The organism is Uliginosibacterium sp. TH139 (assembly GCF_002855595.1).
Lineage (GTDB): Bacteria > Pseudomonadota > Gammaproteobacteria > Burkholderiales > Rhodocyclaceae > Uliginosibacterium > Uliginosibacterium aquaticum.
The window spans coordinates 260,044-275,648 of record NZ_PKRR01000001.1; the positions used below are offsets into that span (position 1 = coordinate 260,044).

A 15,605-nucleotide genomic window follows, 5' to 3' on the forward strand; every position below is an offset into this window, starting at 1 on the left:
TACTTAATTGGCGGCTCGGGCGTGATCGTGTTGTCCCATCTGGAAGACGATCAGCTTGTCGTGCTGCCGGTGGAAGGCTTCCCGGTGCGCTGCAGCTGGTGGATTCTCTACCCGCGCGGCAAGCGCCTCTCGCCGATTGCGCAGGAGTTTTTGCGCCATCTGGAAGCGAGCGCGGCAGAGCTGCGCGGGCGGTTTCCGGTGCAGACCTGAGGCGTCCGGGGGCTTCCCTCCCTCAAAAAGCCCCGGATTCCGGCTTTGCCTTCATCCGGGCTTGCTATCCGGGGTGAGAGAGGGGCGCTCAACCTGCGGCGACTGGCACGGCTTCACCAATGAAATCGTCGTCGTCATCGTCGACTTCTGTGCGCTGATCCTTGGCGCTGGCAGCCTGAGCGTCGCTGGTGAGATCAATGGTGGTGAGCGCAATCAATCGGCTGCCATGGCGCAGGCGATAGCCGAACCAGATCACGAGGAACAGCGGGATGCCGATGTAGGTGGCGGCCAGCCCGATCCAGTCGATCTTGTCGGCGCTGAAGGCCTGCCAGTTTTGGCCCAGCGCGATGAGCAGGCACAGGCCGAAGGCGAACAGCGGGCCGAAGGGGAAGAAGGCCGAGCGGTAGGGCAGCTCCGCCAGATCACGGCCCTGTGCGAGCCAGGCGCGGCGGAAGCGGTAGTGGCACACGGCGATGCCGAGCCAGGCGATGAAGCCGGTCATGCCCGAGGTGTTGAGCAGCCACAGGTAGACCGTCTGGTCGCCGAAGATAGAGGTCAGGAAGCACAGCGCGCCGACCGCCGTGGTGGCGTAGAGCGCGTTGAGCGGCACGCCGTTGCGGGTGAGGCGGGCGAAGATGGCCGGTGCCTTGCCCTCGCGGGCCAGCGCATAGAGCATGCGGGTGGAGGCGTACATGCCGGAGTTGCCGGCCGAGAGGATGGCGGTGAGGATTACCGCGTTCATCACGCTCGCGGCGAAAGCGATGCCGGCGCGCTCGAAGATCAGCGTGAAGGGGCTGACGCCGATTTCGGTCACGTCAGTCTTGAGCAGGTTCGGATCGGTGTAGGGAATCAGCAGACCGATGATTGCAATCGCCAGCACGTAGAAGAGCAGGATGCGCCAGAACACCTGGCGCACGGCGCGCGGGATGTTTTTGCCGGGGTTGTCCGACTCGCCGGCGGCGATGCCGATCAGCTCGGTGCCCTGGAAGGAGAAGCCGGCGATCATCGCCACTCCGATCAGGGCCATGATGCCGCCCGCGAAGGGCGCGTCGCCGGTGGTGAAGTTTTCCAGCGGCAGCTCGCGGCCACCCTGCAGGATGCCGAAGACCATCAGCAGGCCGACGCCGATGAAGCACAGCACGGTGACGACCTTGATCAGCGAGAACCAGTATTCGCCTTCGCCGAAGCCCTTCACTGAGATCGCGTTGAGGGCAAACATCACGGCAAGGAAAACGCCGCTCCACACCACGCCCGGAATCTCCGGGAACCAGTACTTCATCACGATGCTGGCGGCGGAGAGCTCCACCGCGATGGTTACGGCCCAGTTGTACCAGTAGTTCCAGCCCAGCGCGAAGCCGAAGCCCGGTTCCACGAAGCGTGCGCCATAGGTGGCGAAGGAGCCGGCCACCGGCATGTAGGCGGCCATCTCGCCGAGGCTGGTCATCAGGAAGTACACCATCAGGCCGATCAGCGCATAGCCGAGCAGGGCTCCGCCGGGGCCAGCCTGGGCAACTGTGGCGCCGGAGGCCACGAAGAGGCCGGTGCCGATCGAGCCGCCGATGGCGATCATGGTGAGGTGACGGGTTTTGAGGCTGCGGCGCAGCCCGGTGGCCCCGGACGGGGCGGATGCGGGAGCATTCATGGCATGTTCCATGTGCTAGGGTCTGCTGGCCTGTATTCGGCGGATCGCGTTGAAGCGTATGGCCCGTGGCACTGCGTTGCGCTCCTTGTGTGGAGACCCACTCCACACTGTGTCGCGCGCCTTGTTCCGCACCCCAATCACCGCGAGCGCGACCGACGAATACAGGTCAGCAGACCCTTTCCGGCCGCCGACACCACAAGCCAGCAGGGCAGGAAAAGCGCGGATGCTAGCACCATGCGACCACGTATGCCTTGCTCAGAGCAGGGTCAGATGTCTTGCACAGGTGATGCGTGGTTTGCTGCGGCTACATCCCGCGCGTGACGACTTCAAGCTTCAGCTCGCGCGTCTCGCCGTTCTTCATGCGTACGCTGAGGATCAGCGGCAGCTTGTCGCCGGCCTTGATGGCCTGCTTGAGGCCTTGCAGCACGAAGTGCTCGCTGACCGGTGTGAGCTGCACCCGTTTGCGGGCGGGCAGGGTGATCGAATCGACCTTGACCGAGCGCATCGGCCCACCATCAAAGGTGATTTGCATGTCGCGCATTTCCACCTGATTTGCCAATGGCGAGCTGGCGGCAACGATCACGGCTTCTTCTTCGCTGAACAGCTCCATGTAGGCCATGGTGGTGCGCGAGGATTCGAGAATGCCTTTGGCCCAAGGCTGGCTAACCTTGATTTCGCCTGCCTGCGCCAGATTGGCGAGCAGCCCCAGTAACAACGCGGCGCCGAGTTTGCGCATGATCTTCCCCTTCAAGCTTTGCGTCGCATGATAAACCGTGCTCGCGCTATGCTTGCGGGCATTCCTGTCCCGATTTCGCCGGAGCCCGCATGCTCAACTCCATTCTCGCCATCAGTGCCGGCGCTTCACTCGGTGCCGTGCTGCGCTGGCTGTTGGGCACTTCGCTGAACGCGCTGTTCCCGGCCATCCCGCCCGGCACCTTGCTGGCGAACCTGATCGGTGGCTACCTGATCGGCCTCGCGGTGGCCTTCTTCGGCCAGCATGCCGGGCTGGCGCCGGAGTGGCGGCTGTTTGTGATCACCGGTTTTCTTGGCGGGCTGACCACCTTCTCGACCTTCTCCGCTGAAGTCACCACGCTCCTGCAGCAGGGCCGGATGCTGATGGCGGGCGGGGCCATTGCCGTGCATGTGCTGGGCTCGCTGGCCGCCACGCTGGCCGGGCTGGCCAGTTTCGCGCTGTTTCGCGCCAACTGAGCCAGCGCGAAGTCTGCGCACAGGCTTTACTGAAAGCAGCGCCAGCACTTTCAACAGGAGCTGTGTGATGCAAGGCTTTCAACTGAGTTTCTTCACCCGCCAAGACCACAAGCATGCGGGTCTGCCGCTGGCCGAATGGCTGCTGCAGGAGGCGCGCCGTCTCGGCCTCGGCGGCGCCACCCTGATTGCCGCCAGCGAAGGCTTCGGTCATCACGGCAAGCTGCATTCGGCACATTTCGTCGAGCTCGCCGACCAGCCGCAGGAGGTTACCCTGGCGGTCAGTGCAGCCGATGCCGAACGTTTCTTTGCGCGTCTCGCGGAAGAAGGCATCAAGGTGTTCTATGTGAAGACGCCGATCGAGTTCGGCATCACGGGTGCGGGCTAGCGCATCCTTTTTCATCCTGCTGCGTCTCCCCGGTGAACACATCTGTTTTTCAACGAGGATGCAGCCATGCTGGCCCGCCGTTTTCCCGCCCTGAATCCACTCCATCGCTGGCTCGCTGCGCTCGCGCTGCTGATTCCGCTGTGGTGGTTTGTCTACGGCCAGCTTGATGCCGCCGCCAACGGGCTGGTGAGCGCACTGGGCCTCACGCGTCAGACCCACTTCGGCGAAGCCCTGCATTTCTTCTTCTACGACACGCCCAAGGTGCTGATGCTGCTCTTCGGCGTGGTGTTCGTGATGGGCGTGGTGCAGACCTTCTTCGCGCCGGAACGCACGCGTGTGCTGCTCTCCGGCAAGCGTCTGGGCGTCGGCAATGTCCTCGCCGCTTCGCTGGGCATCGTCACTCCGTTCTGTTCCTGTTCGGCGGTGCCGCTGTTCATCGGCTTTCTGTCGGCTGGCGTGCCACTGGGGGTGACCTTCTCTTTTCTGATCTCGGCGCCGATGGTCAATGAAGTGGCGCTGGTGCTGCTCTTCGGCCTCTTCGGCTGGCAGGTGGCGGCGCTGTATCTGGGTCTGGGGCTGGCGGTGGCGATCATTGCCGGGCTGGTCATCGGCCACCTGAAGATGGAGGCTCATCTCGAAGATTGGGTGCAGCAGATCGCGCGGGGTGCGGCGTACGTGCCGGATGAGCAGATCAGCTGGGTGGCCCGCTTCGAGACCGGTGCGCGCCATGTGCGTGAGATCGTCGGCAAGGTGTGGCCATACGTGCTGGCCGGCATCGCGCTGGGTGCCGGTATCCACGGCTATGTGCCGGAGGATTTCATGGCCGCGATCATGGGGCGTGATGCCTGGTGGTCCGTGCCGGTGGCCGTGCTGCTCGGCGTGCCCATGTACACCAATGCTGCCGGCATCATTCCGGTGGTGCAGGCCCTGCTTGGAAAAGGTGCTGCGCTGGGCACCGTGCTGGCTTTCATGATGAGCGTGATCGCGCTTTCGGCACCCGAGATGATTATCCTGCGCCGCGCACTCAAACCACGCCTGATCGCTACTTTTGCCGGGGTGGTGGCGGGCGGGATCATGCTTGTTGGCTATGTTTTCAACCTCGTCCTGTAAGGAGGCATCACCATGAAAGTTACCGTTTACGGACCGGGCTGTGCCCGTTGCCAGAGAACTGCCGAAGTCGTGCAGCAGGTGCTCGTTGCGCGCGGCATCCCCGTTGAGCTCGAAAAGGTCACCGATTACGCGGCGATGGCCGTGGCTGGCGTGATGGCCACGCCCGGCGTGGCGCTGGATGGCCGGCTGGTGAGCACTGGCAAACTGCCGACAGTGGCCGAGGTGGAGAGCTGGCTGGGCTGAAGCGGCTACACTGCCGACATGCGCGCTTACCTGCTTCTGCCCGTCCTGTTTCTGCTCGCCTCCTGCATCGTGGTGCCGCGCACCGAGGTGATCTACGATCCGCAGTGCCAGATCCAGTTCAAGCAGATGCGTTTTGACGTGCTGGAGGGCAGCGGTGGTGGTGCGGGCCTGAATTGCCGCACCAGTGCGGATTGCCTTGGATCACTGGTCCTGATCGGTGGGGTGTCGGCCGCCTCGGCGGTGATCTCCGGCAGCATCGTGATCGTCGGCAACACCATCTACTGGCTCGAAAAGCAGGGCCGTTGCCTAGCCGGGCCACCGGCTACGCTGCCGGATGCCGGGCAGGCTCCTAAGTCCTGAGTAGGCTGCGGCCACGGCGCCCGGGCGTGGCGCTGCGCTATCCTGTGGTCCTGAAAAGAGAGGCTGCCGTCGTGATCAGCAGCCCGCATTCCGCACCACGGGTGCAGCCCTGAAGCAGAGACTATGAATACTCCACATCGTCCGGACGGCGCCACCGCGCCGGCCTGGTGGCGGGCCTTCCTGCCTGCCCGCACGCCGATCAATGCCCGCGAACGCCTGCGCACCGTCGTCGGCGGCCTGCTTGGCATCGCGCTCACGGCCTTGCTGAGCCATCTCGCCAGCCGCAGCTTCGGCGCGGCGGTGTGGCTGGTGGCGCCGATGGGGGCCAGCGCGGTGCTGGTCTTCGCCGCACCAGCCAGCCCGATGGCCCAGCCCTGGGCGGTGGTTGCCGGCAATACGGTGTCGGCGCTGGTCGGCATCGCGATGTTCCATTTCACGGCCGCGCTGGGCATGCCTGAGCTCACCGCCGGCCTCGCCGTGGCCGGCGCGATGGCCGCCATGCTGGCCCTGCGCTGCCTGCATCCGCCGGGCGGGGCGAGTGCGTTGCTGATGGCACTGAACGGCATTAGCAGCCCGCTCTTCGCGTTGTATCCGGTGCTGCTGAACTCCGTGCTGCTGGTGGCCGCCGGCATTGCCTACAACCACGCCACGCGGCGGCCCTATCCGCATCCCCAGATTGTGGCGCCGAAGCCGGCCGAGGCCGGGCTGGATGCGGACCTTGACGCGGTGTTGGCGCATTACAACCAGGTGCTGGACATCAGCCGCGACGACCTCAAGGCCTTGCTCGCCGAGACCAGTCTGCGCAGCTATCAGCGCCAGCTCGCTGAGTTGCGCTGCAGCGATGTGATGTCGCGCACGCTGATTACTGTCGAGTTCGGCACTTCCTTGCAGGAGGCCTGGGCGTTGTTGCGCGAGAAGCGCATCAAGGCCCTGCCGGTGGTGGACAACTTCCAGCGTCTGGTCGGCATTGTGACTTTGGCGGACTTCATGCGCGCCGCCGAGCTGGACGCCTTCGACGGCATGGACAGTAAGCTGCGCCAGTTGCTGCGTCCTACGCCGGGCTTCAAGTCGAGCAAGCCGGAGGTGGTGGGCCAGATCATGGCCCGCACCGTGCGGGTCATCAGCGCCCAGCGTCATCTCGCCGAGTTGCTGCCGCTCTTCGCCAGCACCGGCCACCACCATATTCCGGTGATCGCCGAAGACAAGCGCCTGGTCGGCATCATCACCCAGTCTGATCTGGTGACGGCGCTGAGCCGGGCCGGTCAGGGCGCGGGCTGAGTGGCCGGTTTGCGGCGTAGCCGCTCCAGCCAGCGCAGCTGGCCTGGCTCCAGCAGCATGATCAGGTTGCCGGCCACCGCGCAGGCGATGCCCAGCACGGTCCACAGCTGCCACACAAAGCCCTCGAAGAAAGCCGACAGGATCAGCGCCAGGATCGGCACGGCCACCGCCACGTAACCGGCGCGCCCGGCTCCGATGCGGCCGAGCAGGGTGAAGTAGGCGGCGAAGGCGAACACCGAGCCGAACAGCGCCAGATACAGCAGCGAGAGGATGTAGCCGGGGCGCGTATCGAATGCCAGGCTCTGGCCCTTGGCCAGCGCGATCAGCAGGGCGGTAGCACCGCCGAGGATCATCGCCCAGCCGGTGCCGGCCAGCAGCGGCACGCCGTGCTGATGCTGGCGTTGGGCGACCAGATTACCGATCGAGGCCAGTACGGCGGCTGAGAGGCCACAGGCCACGCCGAGCCAGCCGGAGGCGTCATCCACCGTGCTGAGCTCGGGCCAGAACACCAGCACGATGCCAAGGCAGCCGAGGCCCGCGCCGAGCAGGGATTTGTTGTCCAGCGTGCGGCCGAAGGCCAGACGCATGCCGATCAGGTTGAACAGCAGCATGCTCGAATTGAGCACCGCCATCAGGCCCGAGGCGATGTGGCGCTCGGCCTCGTAGGTGAGCGTGTAGCTGATGCCGAAGAGCAGCACCCCCTGTAGCGCTACCCAGCGCAGAGTGCGCAGCGGCAGCCGGCAGGCCTCGCCGAGCCAGCGGCTCCACAGCAGAAAGAGGCCACCGGCGAGCAGGAAGCGGTAGCCCACCGAGGCGGCCGGGTCCACCGTGCCGAGCTGGAAGGTGATCGCCATCCAGGTCGAACCCCAGATCAGGCTGGCGATGGCATACAGGAAGGAACTCGGCAGAACGGCAGGCACGGCGTGCTCCACACACAAAAACGCAGTCTGCACGTGTGCATCTCTGATGGCTATGGACAGTGGCGCCGCGGTGGCCCGGTCCCGCCGCCGGCACAGTTTGCTGCATTCGCCTGACAGAAGGCCGGAACCATTGCGTGGCGTCCGGCTCGAAGCGCAGCAACCCTGCAAACCTTGTTCCGGAGTGGCCTCCATGCTGTCCGAGCTGATTCATGCGCGTCCCCGCCTGGTGCTGCTGGCCCTGGGCATTTTCTGTCTGGTTTCTGTTGGCGCAGCGGTGCTGCTGGGCCATCTTTTCGCGCTCGAAGTCTGTGCGATGTGCTGGTTCCAGCGCCTGGCTTTCCTCACCGCCGGGACCGGCTTTCTGCTTGCGGCGGCCGCGCCGCGTGCTGCGATCCTGACCCAGCGCCTCGGCGAACTGGGCCTGCTGATCGGGCTGGCCAGCGCGGCGCGCCAGAGCTGGTTGCTGCTGCATCCGGCCGAGGCCAGCGGCCACTGTGGTGCCGGCCTGCTCTATTACCTGCAGATTGGTAACTACGAAGCCTTCCTGCAGGCAGGCCTGCTCGGTGGCGTGGAGTGTGCCGAAAACCAGCCCCTGCTGCTGGGCCTGTATCTGCCGCAATGGAGCCTGCTGGCCTTCTGCAGCATCGGCGCGTTGTATCTGATCTGGTGGCTGAGCCAGCGCCGGGCCCTGCCGGCGCGCTGAACGGCAGGCTATCCTGAGGCCATGCGCGACCTCAAAACTACCGACCTGAACCTGCTCAAGGCGCTCGATGCCCTGCTCGACGAGCGCAGCGTGACCCGCGCAGCCGAGCGCTTGAATGTCACCCAGCCGGCCATGAGCGGCATGCTCACGCGGCTGCGCGATGGCTTTGCTGACCCGCTCTTCGTGCGCAGCCAGCGCGGCATCGTGCCGACCGAGCGTGCGCTGGAACTGGCTGCGCCGCTCAAGCAGATCCTCGGCGAGATCGATGCCTTGCTGCAGCCGGTGCGCTTCGATCCGCTGGCGGCAGATTTCACGCTGCGGGTAGCAGCTACCGACTATGCCTTACGCGCGGTGGCCGTACCGTTTCTCGCTGCCCTGAGGGTGCGGGCGCCTGGCATCCGGTTGGCCCTGCTGCCGCTGCGTGAGGGCGAACTGTCGGCGCAGCTGGAGCGCGGCGAGCTGGATCTGGCCCTGCTCACGCCTGAGAGCAGCCCGCCTGAGTTGCATGCGCGGCGTCTGTTCGACGAAAGCTATGTCTGCGTGATGCGCGCCGATCACCCGGCGGCGCAAGCGCCGGTGCTGAGCCTGGACGCGTTCTGTGCGCTGGAGCACGCCCTGGTGTCCTACACCGGCGGGGGCTTCAGCGGCGTGACCGATGTGGCACTGGCTCAGCTGGGGCGCACGCGGCGGGTCAGCCTGTCGGTGCAGAGCTTCCTGGTTCTGCCCGAGATCCTGCGTGCCAGCGATCTCGTGGCGGTGCTGCCGCGCCGCTTGGTGGCGGGCTTGGCGGGGCTCGTCCTGTGCGAGCCGCCGCTGGCGATCCCGGGCTTCACCAAGCTGCTGGTTTGGCATCCGCGCAGCCATAGCGACCCCGGCCAGCGCTGGTTGCGCGAGCTGCTGGTGGAGCGCTGTGGCGCGGAGGCTCGCTGAGGGGGCTGTAGGTGCGGCTTCAGCCGCATGGGCTTTGCGTTGTCCCGGGCCTGGCCGGCAGCTGCCGACCTTGAGAAAGCCGGCGCGTCACCTCGCTCAGTCCGCCTCCAGCCGGTAGCGTTCCAGCCAGTGGGCATAGGGCGCCGGTAGCACCCACGAGGGTTTGGCCACGCCCAGCTTTTTTGCCAGCGCATAGGGGTAGTGTGGGTTGGCGAGCAAGGCACGGCCGATCATCACCAGATCCATCTGCCCTTCGGCCACCACGCGTTCGGCATCGCTGGCGCGTTCGATGCCCCAGCTCGAGGCCACCGACAGGCCGGTTTCGCGCTTCACGCGCGCCGCGATCGGGGCGAGGAAGGCCGGGCCCCAGGGCACCTGGGCTTCCGGCGTGCAGAAGTTGACGCTCACATTCAGCAGGTCCAGCCCGCCCGCCCTGAATTCACGCACCAGCTGGATGGAGTCCGCCAGGGTTTCCTCGTCGCGGCCGTCGTATTCGATCACCCCGAAGCGGGCTGTGAGCGGCAGGTTTTCGGGCCATTCGCCGCGCACCGCGGCCAGGGTTTCGAGCAGGAAGCGGGCTCGGCCGGCATGCTCGCCGCCGTAGCCATCCGTGCGCTGGTTGGCATGCGGCGAGAAAAAGCTCTGGGCGAGATAGCCGTGGGCGAAGTGCAGCTCCAGCCACTCGAAGCCGGCTTCGCGGGCACGGCGCGCGGCGGTGGCGAAGTCGCCGGTGACGCGGGCGATATCGGCCAGCGTCATTGCCTTCGGCACGCGTAGCAGGTTGGCGCCGAAGGCGCTGGCCGAGGGCGAGAGGGTGTCCCAGGCGCGGGCGTCGCCGGCCGGGATATGGTCGTCGCCCTCCCAGGGCCGGTTGGCACTGGCCTTGCGGCCGGCGTGGCCGATCTGGATGCCGGGCACTGCGCCGGCGGCCTTGATGGCGGCTGCAATGCGTGCCAGTTCGGTGCCTTGGGCATCGTTCCACAATCCCAGGCAGGCTGGGGTGATGCGGCCTTCGGGTGACACGGCGGTGGCTTCGACGATGACCAGACCTGCACCGCCACGTGCGAGACCGGTGTAGTGGGCGAGATGCCAGTCGTTGGCGAGGCCGTCGCTGGCGCTGTACTGACACATCGGCGGTACGGCGATGCGATTGCGTAGGGCGACGTCCTTGAGCTGGAAGGGGGAGAACAGGGCTGACATGGTGTGTCCTGAGCGGAAAGGTGAACGGGAAAGCCCCGGCATCCGCCGGGGCCTGGTTATCACGCGGATAATGGCTTACCTGGCCTCGCGCAGCGCCTGCAGCACCAGCTCGGCGACCTTGGCGGAGGAGGCCGGGTTCTGACCGGTGACAAGGCGGCCGTCGCGTACGGCGAAGGGCTGGAAGTCCGGGCCGCTCTCATAGTGAGCGCCGAGGGCGCGGATGCGTGTTTCGAGTGCGAAGGGCACGCTCTTGTCCATGCCGGCAGCGACTTCCTCGGTATTGCTGAAGGCGGCCACACGGCGCCCGGCCACCAACGGCTGGCCCTTTTCGTCCTTTGCGTTCACGAGCCCGGCCGGGCCGTGGCAAACCGCTGCCACGATCTTGCCCTCGCCCCAGGCCGTGCTCACCAGGCGTGCCAGTGTGTCGCTCGTGGGCAGATCCCACATCGTGCCGTGGCCGCCGGGCATGAAGACCGCGTCATAGTCGGCGGCGGCGAGGCCATCGATTTTTATCGAGGTGGCGAGGCGCGTGCGCAGCGCTTCATCCTGCAGGTAGCGCTCGACGCTGGCCGGATTTTTGCCGACGGCTTCGATGGAGTGTGGGTCGACCGGTACCTGGCCGCCAGCGATGGAGGCCACTTCGACCTGCGCGCCGGCATCGACGAAGGCGTAGTAAGGGGTGGTGAATTCCTCCAGCCACAGGCCGGTGGATTGGCCGCTGGTGCCGGCCGTGGCGTGAGAGGTGAGGATCACGAGGATCTTGAAAACGGGGCTCATGCGGATCTCCTGAAGGCAGGTTTGTTTAACCCCTTCAGCCTACGAGCCTGCGGACTTTAGATAAACTGATAGATCCTTATTGAATCCATAAGAGTTCATTGTGTTCAGCCCGCAGTGGATCCACACCTTTCTGGCCATCGCCGAGAGCGGCAGCTTCACCCGTGCTGCCGAGCACCTGGGCCTCACTCAGGCAGCGGTGAGCCAGCATGTGCGCCAGCTCGAGATGCAGCTCGGGTCCTTGCTGCTGCGCCGCCCGCGCGCACTGGAACTCACGCCGGCTGGCCTGGCCTTCCTCGACTACTGCAGGGATGTTGAGCAGGCCGGCCGGCGTCTGCAGGTGCGTCTCGCCGACGCCGAGGCCTTCAGCGGCGAGGTGGGCCTGACAACCCCGGGCAGTGTTGGCCTGGCCCTGCACGGCCCGTTGTTGGTGCTGCAGGCGGCGCATCCCGGGCTGGTGATCCGTCATCGCTTCGCACCCGATACCGAGATCCTCGCGGCCCTGCTGGAGAAGCAGTACGACTTCGGCGTGGTGACCCTGCGCCCGGATGACCCGCGTTTTGCTGCCAGCGAATTTGCCGCAGAGGTGCTGGAGCTGGTCGTGCCGGCCGGAGTGGCGGTCGAGCAGTGGGAAGACCTCGTGCGCCTCGGCTTCATCGAGCATCCGGATGGCCCGGCGATGGCCACCCGGCTGCTCAGCCGGGCCTTCCCGGCCAATCCGGGGGTGCGCAGCCTGCCGCGTCATGGCTACATCAATCAGGTCAGCCTGATCCTCGACGCGGTGGCGCAGGGCTTCGGCTTCACGGTGATCCCGCGCCATGCTCGCCAGGCCTATGCCCAGCCGGCGGCGATCAGCGTGGCCCTGAGCGGCGAAGCCTATCCGCTGTGGCTGGTGCAGCGCGCCGAATGGCCCCTGTCGGCGCGGGCCAGCTTCGTGCTGGAGCAGTTGCGCGTCGCGATGCGGGAGGCTTGAGGGCGGCAGGCAAAGCCAGATATCTATCCAGCTTATGTGTTGAATGCTTTTTTTCGATTTGATTGATATCTCGCGGATTCGCATGATGTGAACACGGCCTGCTACCCGACCGGGTGCCAGGTTCCCTCACACAAGGAATCCCGCATGAACGAGATCTTCTGGCCGCAAGGCTATGTCCCCGGCTTCACCGACAACTTCGCCTCCAATGAAATGATCGTGGCCGGCCTCAGCGTGGCCGAGGTCTGGCCCTTCCTGAACACCCCCGCGCGCTGGCCCAGCTACTACGCCAATTCGGCCAATGTGCGCTTCTACGATGGCAAGGGCCCCGAGTTGGAAGACGGTGTCCGCTTCTATTTCGAGACCTTCGGTTTCCCGGTCGAGGCGCAGGTGGTGGAACACGTTGCGCCCAAGGCCGGCGAGCCGGCACGCGTGGCCTGGCATGGCTGGGCGGGCAGCACGCAGGAAGATCGCCTCGATGTGCATCACGCCTGGCTGCTCGAAGACCTCGCCGGTGGCCGGGTGCGTATCCTGACCCAGGAGACCCAGTGCGGCGAACCGGCCAAGGCGCTTGCTGCGGCCGAGCCGAACCCGATGATCAATGGCCACGATCAATGGCTCAAGGGCATGGTGGCGGCAGCGCTGAAGGCGAAGGGCTGAACATGGCACGCATCGCTTTTCTGGGCCTGGGCGCCATGGGCAGCCGCATGGCCGCTAATCTGCTCAAGGCCGGTCATGCACTGACGGTGTGGAATCGCAGCCCGCAGGCCGCCGAAGCACTGGTCCAGGCAGGTGCGCGGCTCGCTGCCAGTCCGGCCGAGGCGGCTGTCGAGGCTGATTTCGTGATTGCCATGTTGCGCGGCGATGAGGCCTCCCGCGCCGTGTGGTGCGATCCGGAGTCGGGTGCGTTCAGCACGATGGCGACCGGCGCTGTGGCGATCGAGAGTTCCACCCTGTCGCTGGAAGGCGTCCGCGCTTTGGGCGAGGCGGCTCAGCTGCGCGGCATAGCCCTGCTTGACGCCCCTGTTTCGGGATCACGCCCGGCGGCCGAGGCCGGCAAGCTGGTTTATCTGGTGGGGGGCGAGGCGGCTGTTCTAGGCCGGGCCGAAGCCGTTCTGGGTGCCATGGGCGCGGCCATCCGGCATGTTGGTCCGCTCGGTGCCGGTTGCATGGCGAAGCTGGCGACCAACGCCTTGCTGGGCATCCAGGTCACCGCACTGGCTGAGCTGATCGGCTGGCTGCAGCGCAGTGGCGTTGACGCGGCCCAGGTTCTGCAGGCGGTCGCCGCCACGCCGGTATGGTCACCGGTGGCGCAGGTGCTGGCGGGCAGCATGTTGCAACAGGATTTCCGGCCACAGTTCCCGGTCGAGCTGATCGAGAAGGACTTTGCCTATCTGCTGGCTGCTGTCGGCGCTGAAGAGGCCGCCCCGACGTTTGCTGCGGCCCGTGGGGTGTTTCAGCGTGGCATCGGGCAGGGCCTCGGGGGCCAGAACATGACGGCAGTTGCCAACTTGTTCAGCCCGGCGTAGCGGGCTTCTGCTCCGGCCACTGGAAGCGGTAGCCGACGCCGTAGATGGAGTGGATCGGGTCGCTGCCGCAGGCCGCACCGAGCTTGCGGCGCAGATTCTTGATGTGGCTATCCACGGTGCGGTCGGTGACGGCGCGGTGATCATCGTGGAGCTGATCGAGCAGTTGCTCGCGACTGAAGACCTGCCCCGGTGCTGCGGCCAGCACCCGTAGCAGGCGGAACTCGGCCGGGGTGAGATCGAGCAGCAGCCCATTGAGGCTGGCCTGCCAGGCGCCGTCGTCGATGCGCAGCTGCGGCGTGCTGGGCAGGGCGGCAACCCGGCCCTGAGCCCGGCGCAGCTGGGCGCGCACGCGGGCCATCACTTCGCGCGGGCTGAAGGGGGTCTTGCCGATGTAGTCGTCAGCACCGCCATCAAGGCCGGCGAGGCGGTCCGCTTCTTCGCTGCGGGCTGTGAGCATGATGATCGGCACCGCGCAGAAGGCGCGCAGGGCGCGGCAGACGGCAAGGCCGTCGAGCCCCGGCAGCATCAGGTCGAGCAGGATCAGGTCGGGCGGGCTGGCGCGCACCACCGCCTCTACCCCGGAGCCTTCGGCCAGATGGCGCGGGTGGTGGCCTTCGGCGCGCAGGTAGTCCAGCAGCAGGCCAGCCATTTTCGGTTCGTCCTCGACGACCAGGATGTCGGCCGGCCGGGGCGCGTTCATGCGCCACTCCGCGCCAACGGCAGCCGGATCGTGATGGCCAGGCCACCGAGGCTGGAGGCGGTCGCTTCGATCTGGCCGTCGTGGGCCTGCACGATGTTGCGGCAGATCGCCAGGCCGAGGCCGGCACCGCCACTGGCGCGGTTGCGTGAGCCTTCGACACGGTAGAAGCGGTCGAACAGGCGCGGCAACAGTTCCACGGCCACCCCCGGTGCCGAATCCTCACAGCGCAGGATGGCTTCGGCTGGGTGGCCAGTGGTGTCGAGGCGCCATTGCAGCTGACCACCGGAATCGGTGTAGCGGCAGCTGTTTTCGAGCAGGTTGTGGAGTAGCTGGCGCAGCCGGGCCGGGTCGGCGAAGACCATCACCGGCTGCGTTGGTAGTGCGCACTGCAGCTGCAATGCGTGCTGGGCCAGACGTGGCGCACAGCGCTCGGTCACTTCGGCCACGCAGGCGGCGAGATCGATGTTTTCCTTGCGATAGGCAAGGGCGGCGACATCGGTGAGGGCCAGATCGTTGAGATCGGTGACCAGCTTGTTGAGCTGGCCGACTTCGCTCTGCAGCGAGTGCAGGGCTTCGCGGCTGAAGGGGCGGATGCCGTCCTCGATGGCTTCCAGCTCGCCGTGCAGGATGCCCAGCGGGGTGCGTAGCTCATGGGCGATGTCGGCCATGAATTCGCGCCTGAGGGTTTCGTTGCGCTCCAGCGTGAGGGCGAGGTGATTGAAGTCGCGCGAGAGCTGGCCGACTTCGTCCTCGCCGATCTCGGGCACGCGGCGGGCATAGTTGCCGCCCGCCAGTTCGTGGGTGGCCCGGGCCACCCGGCGGATCGGCAGGAGTACGGCGCGTGCCACCCACCAGGCAATTGCGGCGGCGAGCAGGATGGCGGCTGCCACAATGAGCCAGGTGGCACGCTGCTGGGCGCGCTCGAAGCGCTGCGCGCCGACTTCGGTGACGCTCTGGAAGCGCGCCAGCGAGAGCCAGCCGACGATCTGGCCGTTCACCCGGATCGGCCGCTCGATGCGGTCGTCATCAATCTGGCCGGGGTAGCCGATCACGAAGAGGCGCTCGGCATCGAGCAGGGTGACGCGCAGGAAGGCGCCGGTGAGATCCGAGATTGGCGGTGCCTCGTGTTCGGCGTGCAGATCGTCGTCCGCATTCCTGATCATCAGGCGGATCCAGTTGCGCGGCTGCTCGCGCAGGAACTCCCAGCTGCCGTGTTCGGCGTAAGCCGCTTCGAGGCGCGGCAGGGCGCTGTCGATGCGCTCGATGGCAAGCTTGTTCAGATAGCCGAGGAAGCCGTGGCTGAAGCTGCGGTGCGAGGCAAAGCCCGCGGCAACGACCGCCGCAGCGGCCACAGCCAGCACGGCGATGAAGAGTCGGGTCGAGATGGACATGCGCGCTAGCCGGTTCATGCCTGAATTGGAGCGCCTGGCTGGCATTCTGGC

19 protein-coding genes are annotated in these 15,605 nt (G+C 66.3%); 12 read left to right on the forward strand and 7 right to left on the reverse strand.

The window, feature by feature from the left end:
* The first annotated feature begins 21 nt into the window (after positions 1–21).
* A complete protein-coding gene (locus C0V76_RS01170; RefSeq protein ID WP_254048165.1) occupies positions 22–210 on the forward strand; it encodes a LysR substrate-binding domain-containing protein in 189 nt (62 codons plus the stop codon).
* Positions 211–298: 88 nt separating this feature from the next.
* On the opposite strand, the gene C0V76_RS01175 is transcribed toward C0V76_RS01170, so the two are convergent.
* Positions 299–1,852 (reverse strand): amino acid permease, encoded by a 1,554-nt coding sequence (locus tag C0V76_RS01175; protein ID WP_173893957.1) that lies wholly within the window; start codon positions 1,850–1,852, stop codon positions 299–301.
* Between the two features lie 304 nt (positions 1,853–2,156).
* Complete coding sequence (locus C0V76_RS01180; protein WP_101940533.1) at positions 2,157–2,588, reverse strand: copper chaperone PCu(A)C; 432 nt, start codon at positions 2,586–2,588, stop codon at positions 2,157–2,159.
* A gap of 89 nt (positions 2,589–2,677) precedes the next feature.
* Between C0V76_RS01180 and crcB the strand changes: the two genes are divergently transcribed.
* From crcB to C0V76_RS01210, 6 genes are all read left to right on the forward strand, one after another.
* Complete coding sequence (gene crcB, locus C0V76_RS01185) at positions 2,678–3,061, forward strand: fluoride efflux transporter CrcB (protein WP_101940534.1); 384 nt, start codon at positions 2,678–2,680, stop codon at positions 3,059–3,061.
* Between the two features lie 67 nt (positions 3,062–3,128).
* Entirely contained in the window at positions 3,129–3,446 is a 318-nt protein-coding gene (locus C0V76_RS01190) for a DUF190 domain-containing protein (protein ID WP_101940535.1), read from the forward strand.
* Between the two features lie 66 nt (positions 3,447–3,512).
* On the forward strand, positions 3,513–4,556 hold the full coding sequence (locus C0V76_RS01195) for a permease (RefSeq protein ID WP_101940536.1): 1,044 nt from the start codon (positions 3,513–3,515) through the stop codon (positions 4,554–4,556).
* Between the two features lie 12 nt (positions 4,557–4,568).
* Complete coding sequence (locus C0V76_RS01200) at positions 4,569–4,799, forward strand: thioredoxin family protein (protein WP_101940537.1); 231 nt, start codon at positions 4,569–4,571, stop codon at positions 4,797–4,799.
* A gap of 18 nt (positions 4,800–4,817) precedes the next feature.
* Positions 4,818–5,159, forward strand: a complete 342-nt coding sequence (locus tag C0V76_RS01205; protein ID WP_101940538.1) for a hypothetical protein — start codon at positions 4,818–4,820, stop codon at positions 5,157–5,159.
* Between the two features lie 123 nt (positions 5,160–5,282).
* On the forward strand, positions 5,283–6,437 hold the full coding sequence (locus tag C0V76_RS01210) for an HPP family protein (protein ID WP_101940539.1): 1,155 nt from the start codon (positions 5,283–5,285) through the stop codon (positions 6,435–6,437).
* Here the strand turns inward: C0V76_RS01210 and C0V76_RS01215 are convergent.
* Positions 6,422–7,357 carry a DMT family transporter gene (locus C0V76_RS01215; protein ID WP_158239098.1) on the reverse strand — a complete coding sequence of 312 codons (936 nt, stop codon included), beginning with the start codon at positions 7,355–7,357 and terminating at the stop codon, positions 6,422–6,424. The genes C0V76_RS01210 and C0V76_RS01215 overlap by 16 nt on opposite strands.
* Positions 7,358–7,547: 190 nt before the next feature.
* Here C0V76_RS01215 and C0V76_RS01220 point away from each other — a divergent pair, with 190 nt between their 5' ends.
* Entirely contained in the window at positions 7,548–8,060 is a 513-nt protein-coding gene (locus tag C0V76_RS01220; protein WP_158239099.1) for a disulfide bond formation protein B, read from the forward strand.
* Positions 8,061–8,081: 21 nt separating this feature from the next.
* The gene (locus C0V76_RS01225; RefSeq protein WP_101940541.1) at positions 8,082–8,990 is read left to right on the forward strand and encodes a LysR family transcriptional regulator; all 909 of its coding nucleotides are present in this window, start codon (positions 8,082–8,084) and stop codon (positions 8,988–8,990) included.
* Positions 8,991–9,086: 96 nt separating this feature from the next.
* Here C0V76_RS01225 and C0V76_RS01230 read toward each other — a convergent pair whose 3' ends face one another.
* Together C0V76_RS01230 and C0V76_RS01235 are read right to left on the reverse strand one after the other, a co-directional pair.
* Positions 9,087–10,190, reverse strand: coding sequence for an NADH:flavin oxidoreductase/NADH oxidase (locus tag C0V76_RS01230; RefSeq protein WP_101940542.1), 1,104 nt, complete (start codon positions 10,188–10,190; stop codon positions 9,087–9,089).
* Between the two features lie 75 nt (positions 10,191–10,265).
* Positions 10,266–10,967, reverse strand: a complete 702-nt coding sequence (locus C0V76_RS01235; RefSeq protein ID WP_101940543.1) for a type 1 glutamine amidotransferase domain-containing protein — start codon at positions 10,965–10,967, stop codon at positions 10,266–10,268.
* 100 nt (positions 10,968–11,067) lie between these two features.
* Between C0V76_RS01235 and C0V76_RS20160 the strand changes: the two genes are divergently transcribed.
* The 3 genes from C0V76_RS20160 (at position 11,068) to C0V76_RS01250 (ending at position 13,463) form a co-directional block, all read left to right on the forward strand.
* Positions 11,068–11,937 carry a LysR family transcriptional regulator gene (locus tag C0V76_RS20160; protein WP_101940544.1) on the forward strand — a complete coding sequence of 290 codons (870 nt, stop codon included), beginning with the start codon at positions 11,068–11,070 and terminating at the stop codon, positions 11,935–11,937.
* Between the two features lie 144 nt (positions 11,938–12,081).
* Positions 12,082–12,594, forward strand: coding sequence for a polyketide cyclase (locus C0V76_RS01245; RefSeq protein ID WP_101940545.1), 513 nt, complete (start codon positions 12,082–12,084; stop codon positions 12,592–12,594).
* A gap of 2 nt (positions 12,595–12,596) precedes the next feature.
* On the forward strand, positions 12,597–13,463 hold the full coding sequence (locus tag C0V76_RS01250; RefSeq protein WP_101941000.1) for an NAD(P)-dependent oxidoreductase: 867 nt from the start codon (positions 12,597–12,599) through the stop codon (positions 13,461–13,463).
* On the opposite strand, the gene C0V76_RS01255 is transcribed toward C0V76_RS01250, so the two are convergent.
* Positions 13,450–14,163: a winged helix-turn-helix domain-containing protein gene (locus tag C0V76_RS01255; protein WP_101940546.1), complete on the reverse strand. Its 714-nt coding sequence runs from the start codon at positions 14,161–14,163 to the stop codon at positions 13,450–13,452. The two genes, C0V76_RS01250 and C0V76_RS01255, sit on opposite strands and share 14 nt — an antisense overlap.
* The gene (locus C0V76_RS01260; RefSeq protein WP_216821616.1) at positions 14,160–15,554 is read right to left on the reverse strand and encodes an ATP-binding protein; all 1,395 of its coding nucleotides are present in this window, start codon (positions 15,552–15,554) and stop codon (positions 14,160–14,162) included. The genes C0V76_RS01255 and C0V76_RS01260 overlap by 4 nt, the downstream gene beginning before the upstream one ends.
* Positions 15,555–15,605: the final 51 nt, after the last annotated feature.

Excerpts from the sequence above, each read along its gene's own strand:
- C0V76_RS01175 (WP_173893957.1), bottom strand. The coding sequence starts at position 1,852 with ATGAATGCTCCCGCATCCGCCCCGTCCGGGGCCACCGGGCTGCGCCGC.
- C0V76_RS01180 (WP_101940533.1), bottom strand. The coding sequence starts at position 2,588 with ATGCGCAAACTCGGCGCCGCGTTGTTACTGGGGCTGCTCGCCAATCTG.
- crcB (WP_101940534.1), top strand. The coding sequence starts at position 2,678 with ATGCTCAACTCCATTCTCGCCATCAGTGCCGGCGCTTCACTCGGTGCC.
- C0V76_RS01190 (WP_101940535.1), top strand. The coding sequence starts at position 3,129 with ATGCAAGGCTTTCAACTGAGTTTCTTCACCCGCCAAGACCACAAGCAT.
- C0V76_RS01195 (WP_101940536.1), top strand. The coding sequence starts at position 3,513 with ATGCTGGCCCGCCGTTTTCCCGCCCTGAATCCACTCCATCGCTGGCTC.
- C0V76_RS01200 (WP_101940537.1), top strand. The coding sequence starts at position 4,569 with ATGAAAGTTACCGTTTACGGACCGGGCTGTGCCCGTTGCCAGAGAACT.
- C0V76_RS01205 (WP_101940538.1), top strand. The coding sequence starts at position 4,818 with ATGCGCGCTTACCTGCTTCTGCCCGTCCTGTTTCTGCTCGCCTCCTGC.
- C0V76_RS01210 (WP_101940539.1), top strand. The coding sequence starts at position 5,283 with ATGAATACTCCACATCGTCCGGACGGCGCCACCGCGCCGGCCTGGTGG.
- C0V76_RS01220 (WP_158239099.1), top strand. The coding sequence starts at position 7,548 with ATGCTGTCCGAGCTGATTCATGCGCGTCCCCGCCTGGTGCTGCTGGCC.
- C0V76_RS01225 (WP_101940541.1), top strand. The coding sequence starts at position 8,082 with ATGCGCGACCTCAAAACTACCGACCTGAACCTGCTCAAGGCGCTCGAT.
- C0V76_RS01230 (WP_101940542.1), bottom strand. The coding sequence starts at position 10,190 with ATGTCAGCCCTGTTCTCCCCCTTCCAGCTCAAGGACGTCGCCCTACGC.
- C0V76_RS01235 (WP_101940543.1), bottom strand. The coding sequence starts at position 10,967 with ATGAGCCCCGTTTTCAAGATCCTCGTGATCCTCACCTCTCACGCCACG.
- C0V76_RS01245 (WP_101940545.1), top strand. The coding sequence starts at position 12,082 with ATGAACGAGATCTTCTGGCCGCAAGGCTATGTCCCCGGCTTCACCGAC.
- C0V76_RS01250 (WP_101941000.1), top strand. The coding sequence starts at position 12,597 with ATGGCACGCATCGCTTTTCTGGGCCTGGGCGCCATGGGCAGCCGCATG.
- C0V76_RS01255 (WP_101940546.1), bottom strand. The coding sequence starts at position 14,163 with ATGAACGCGCCCCGGCCGGCCGACATCCTGGTCGTCGAGGACGAACCG.
- C0V76_RS01260 (WP_216821616.1), bottom strand. The coding sequence starts at position 15,554 with ATGTCCATCTCGACCCGACTCTTCATCGCCGTGCTGGCTGTGGCCGCT.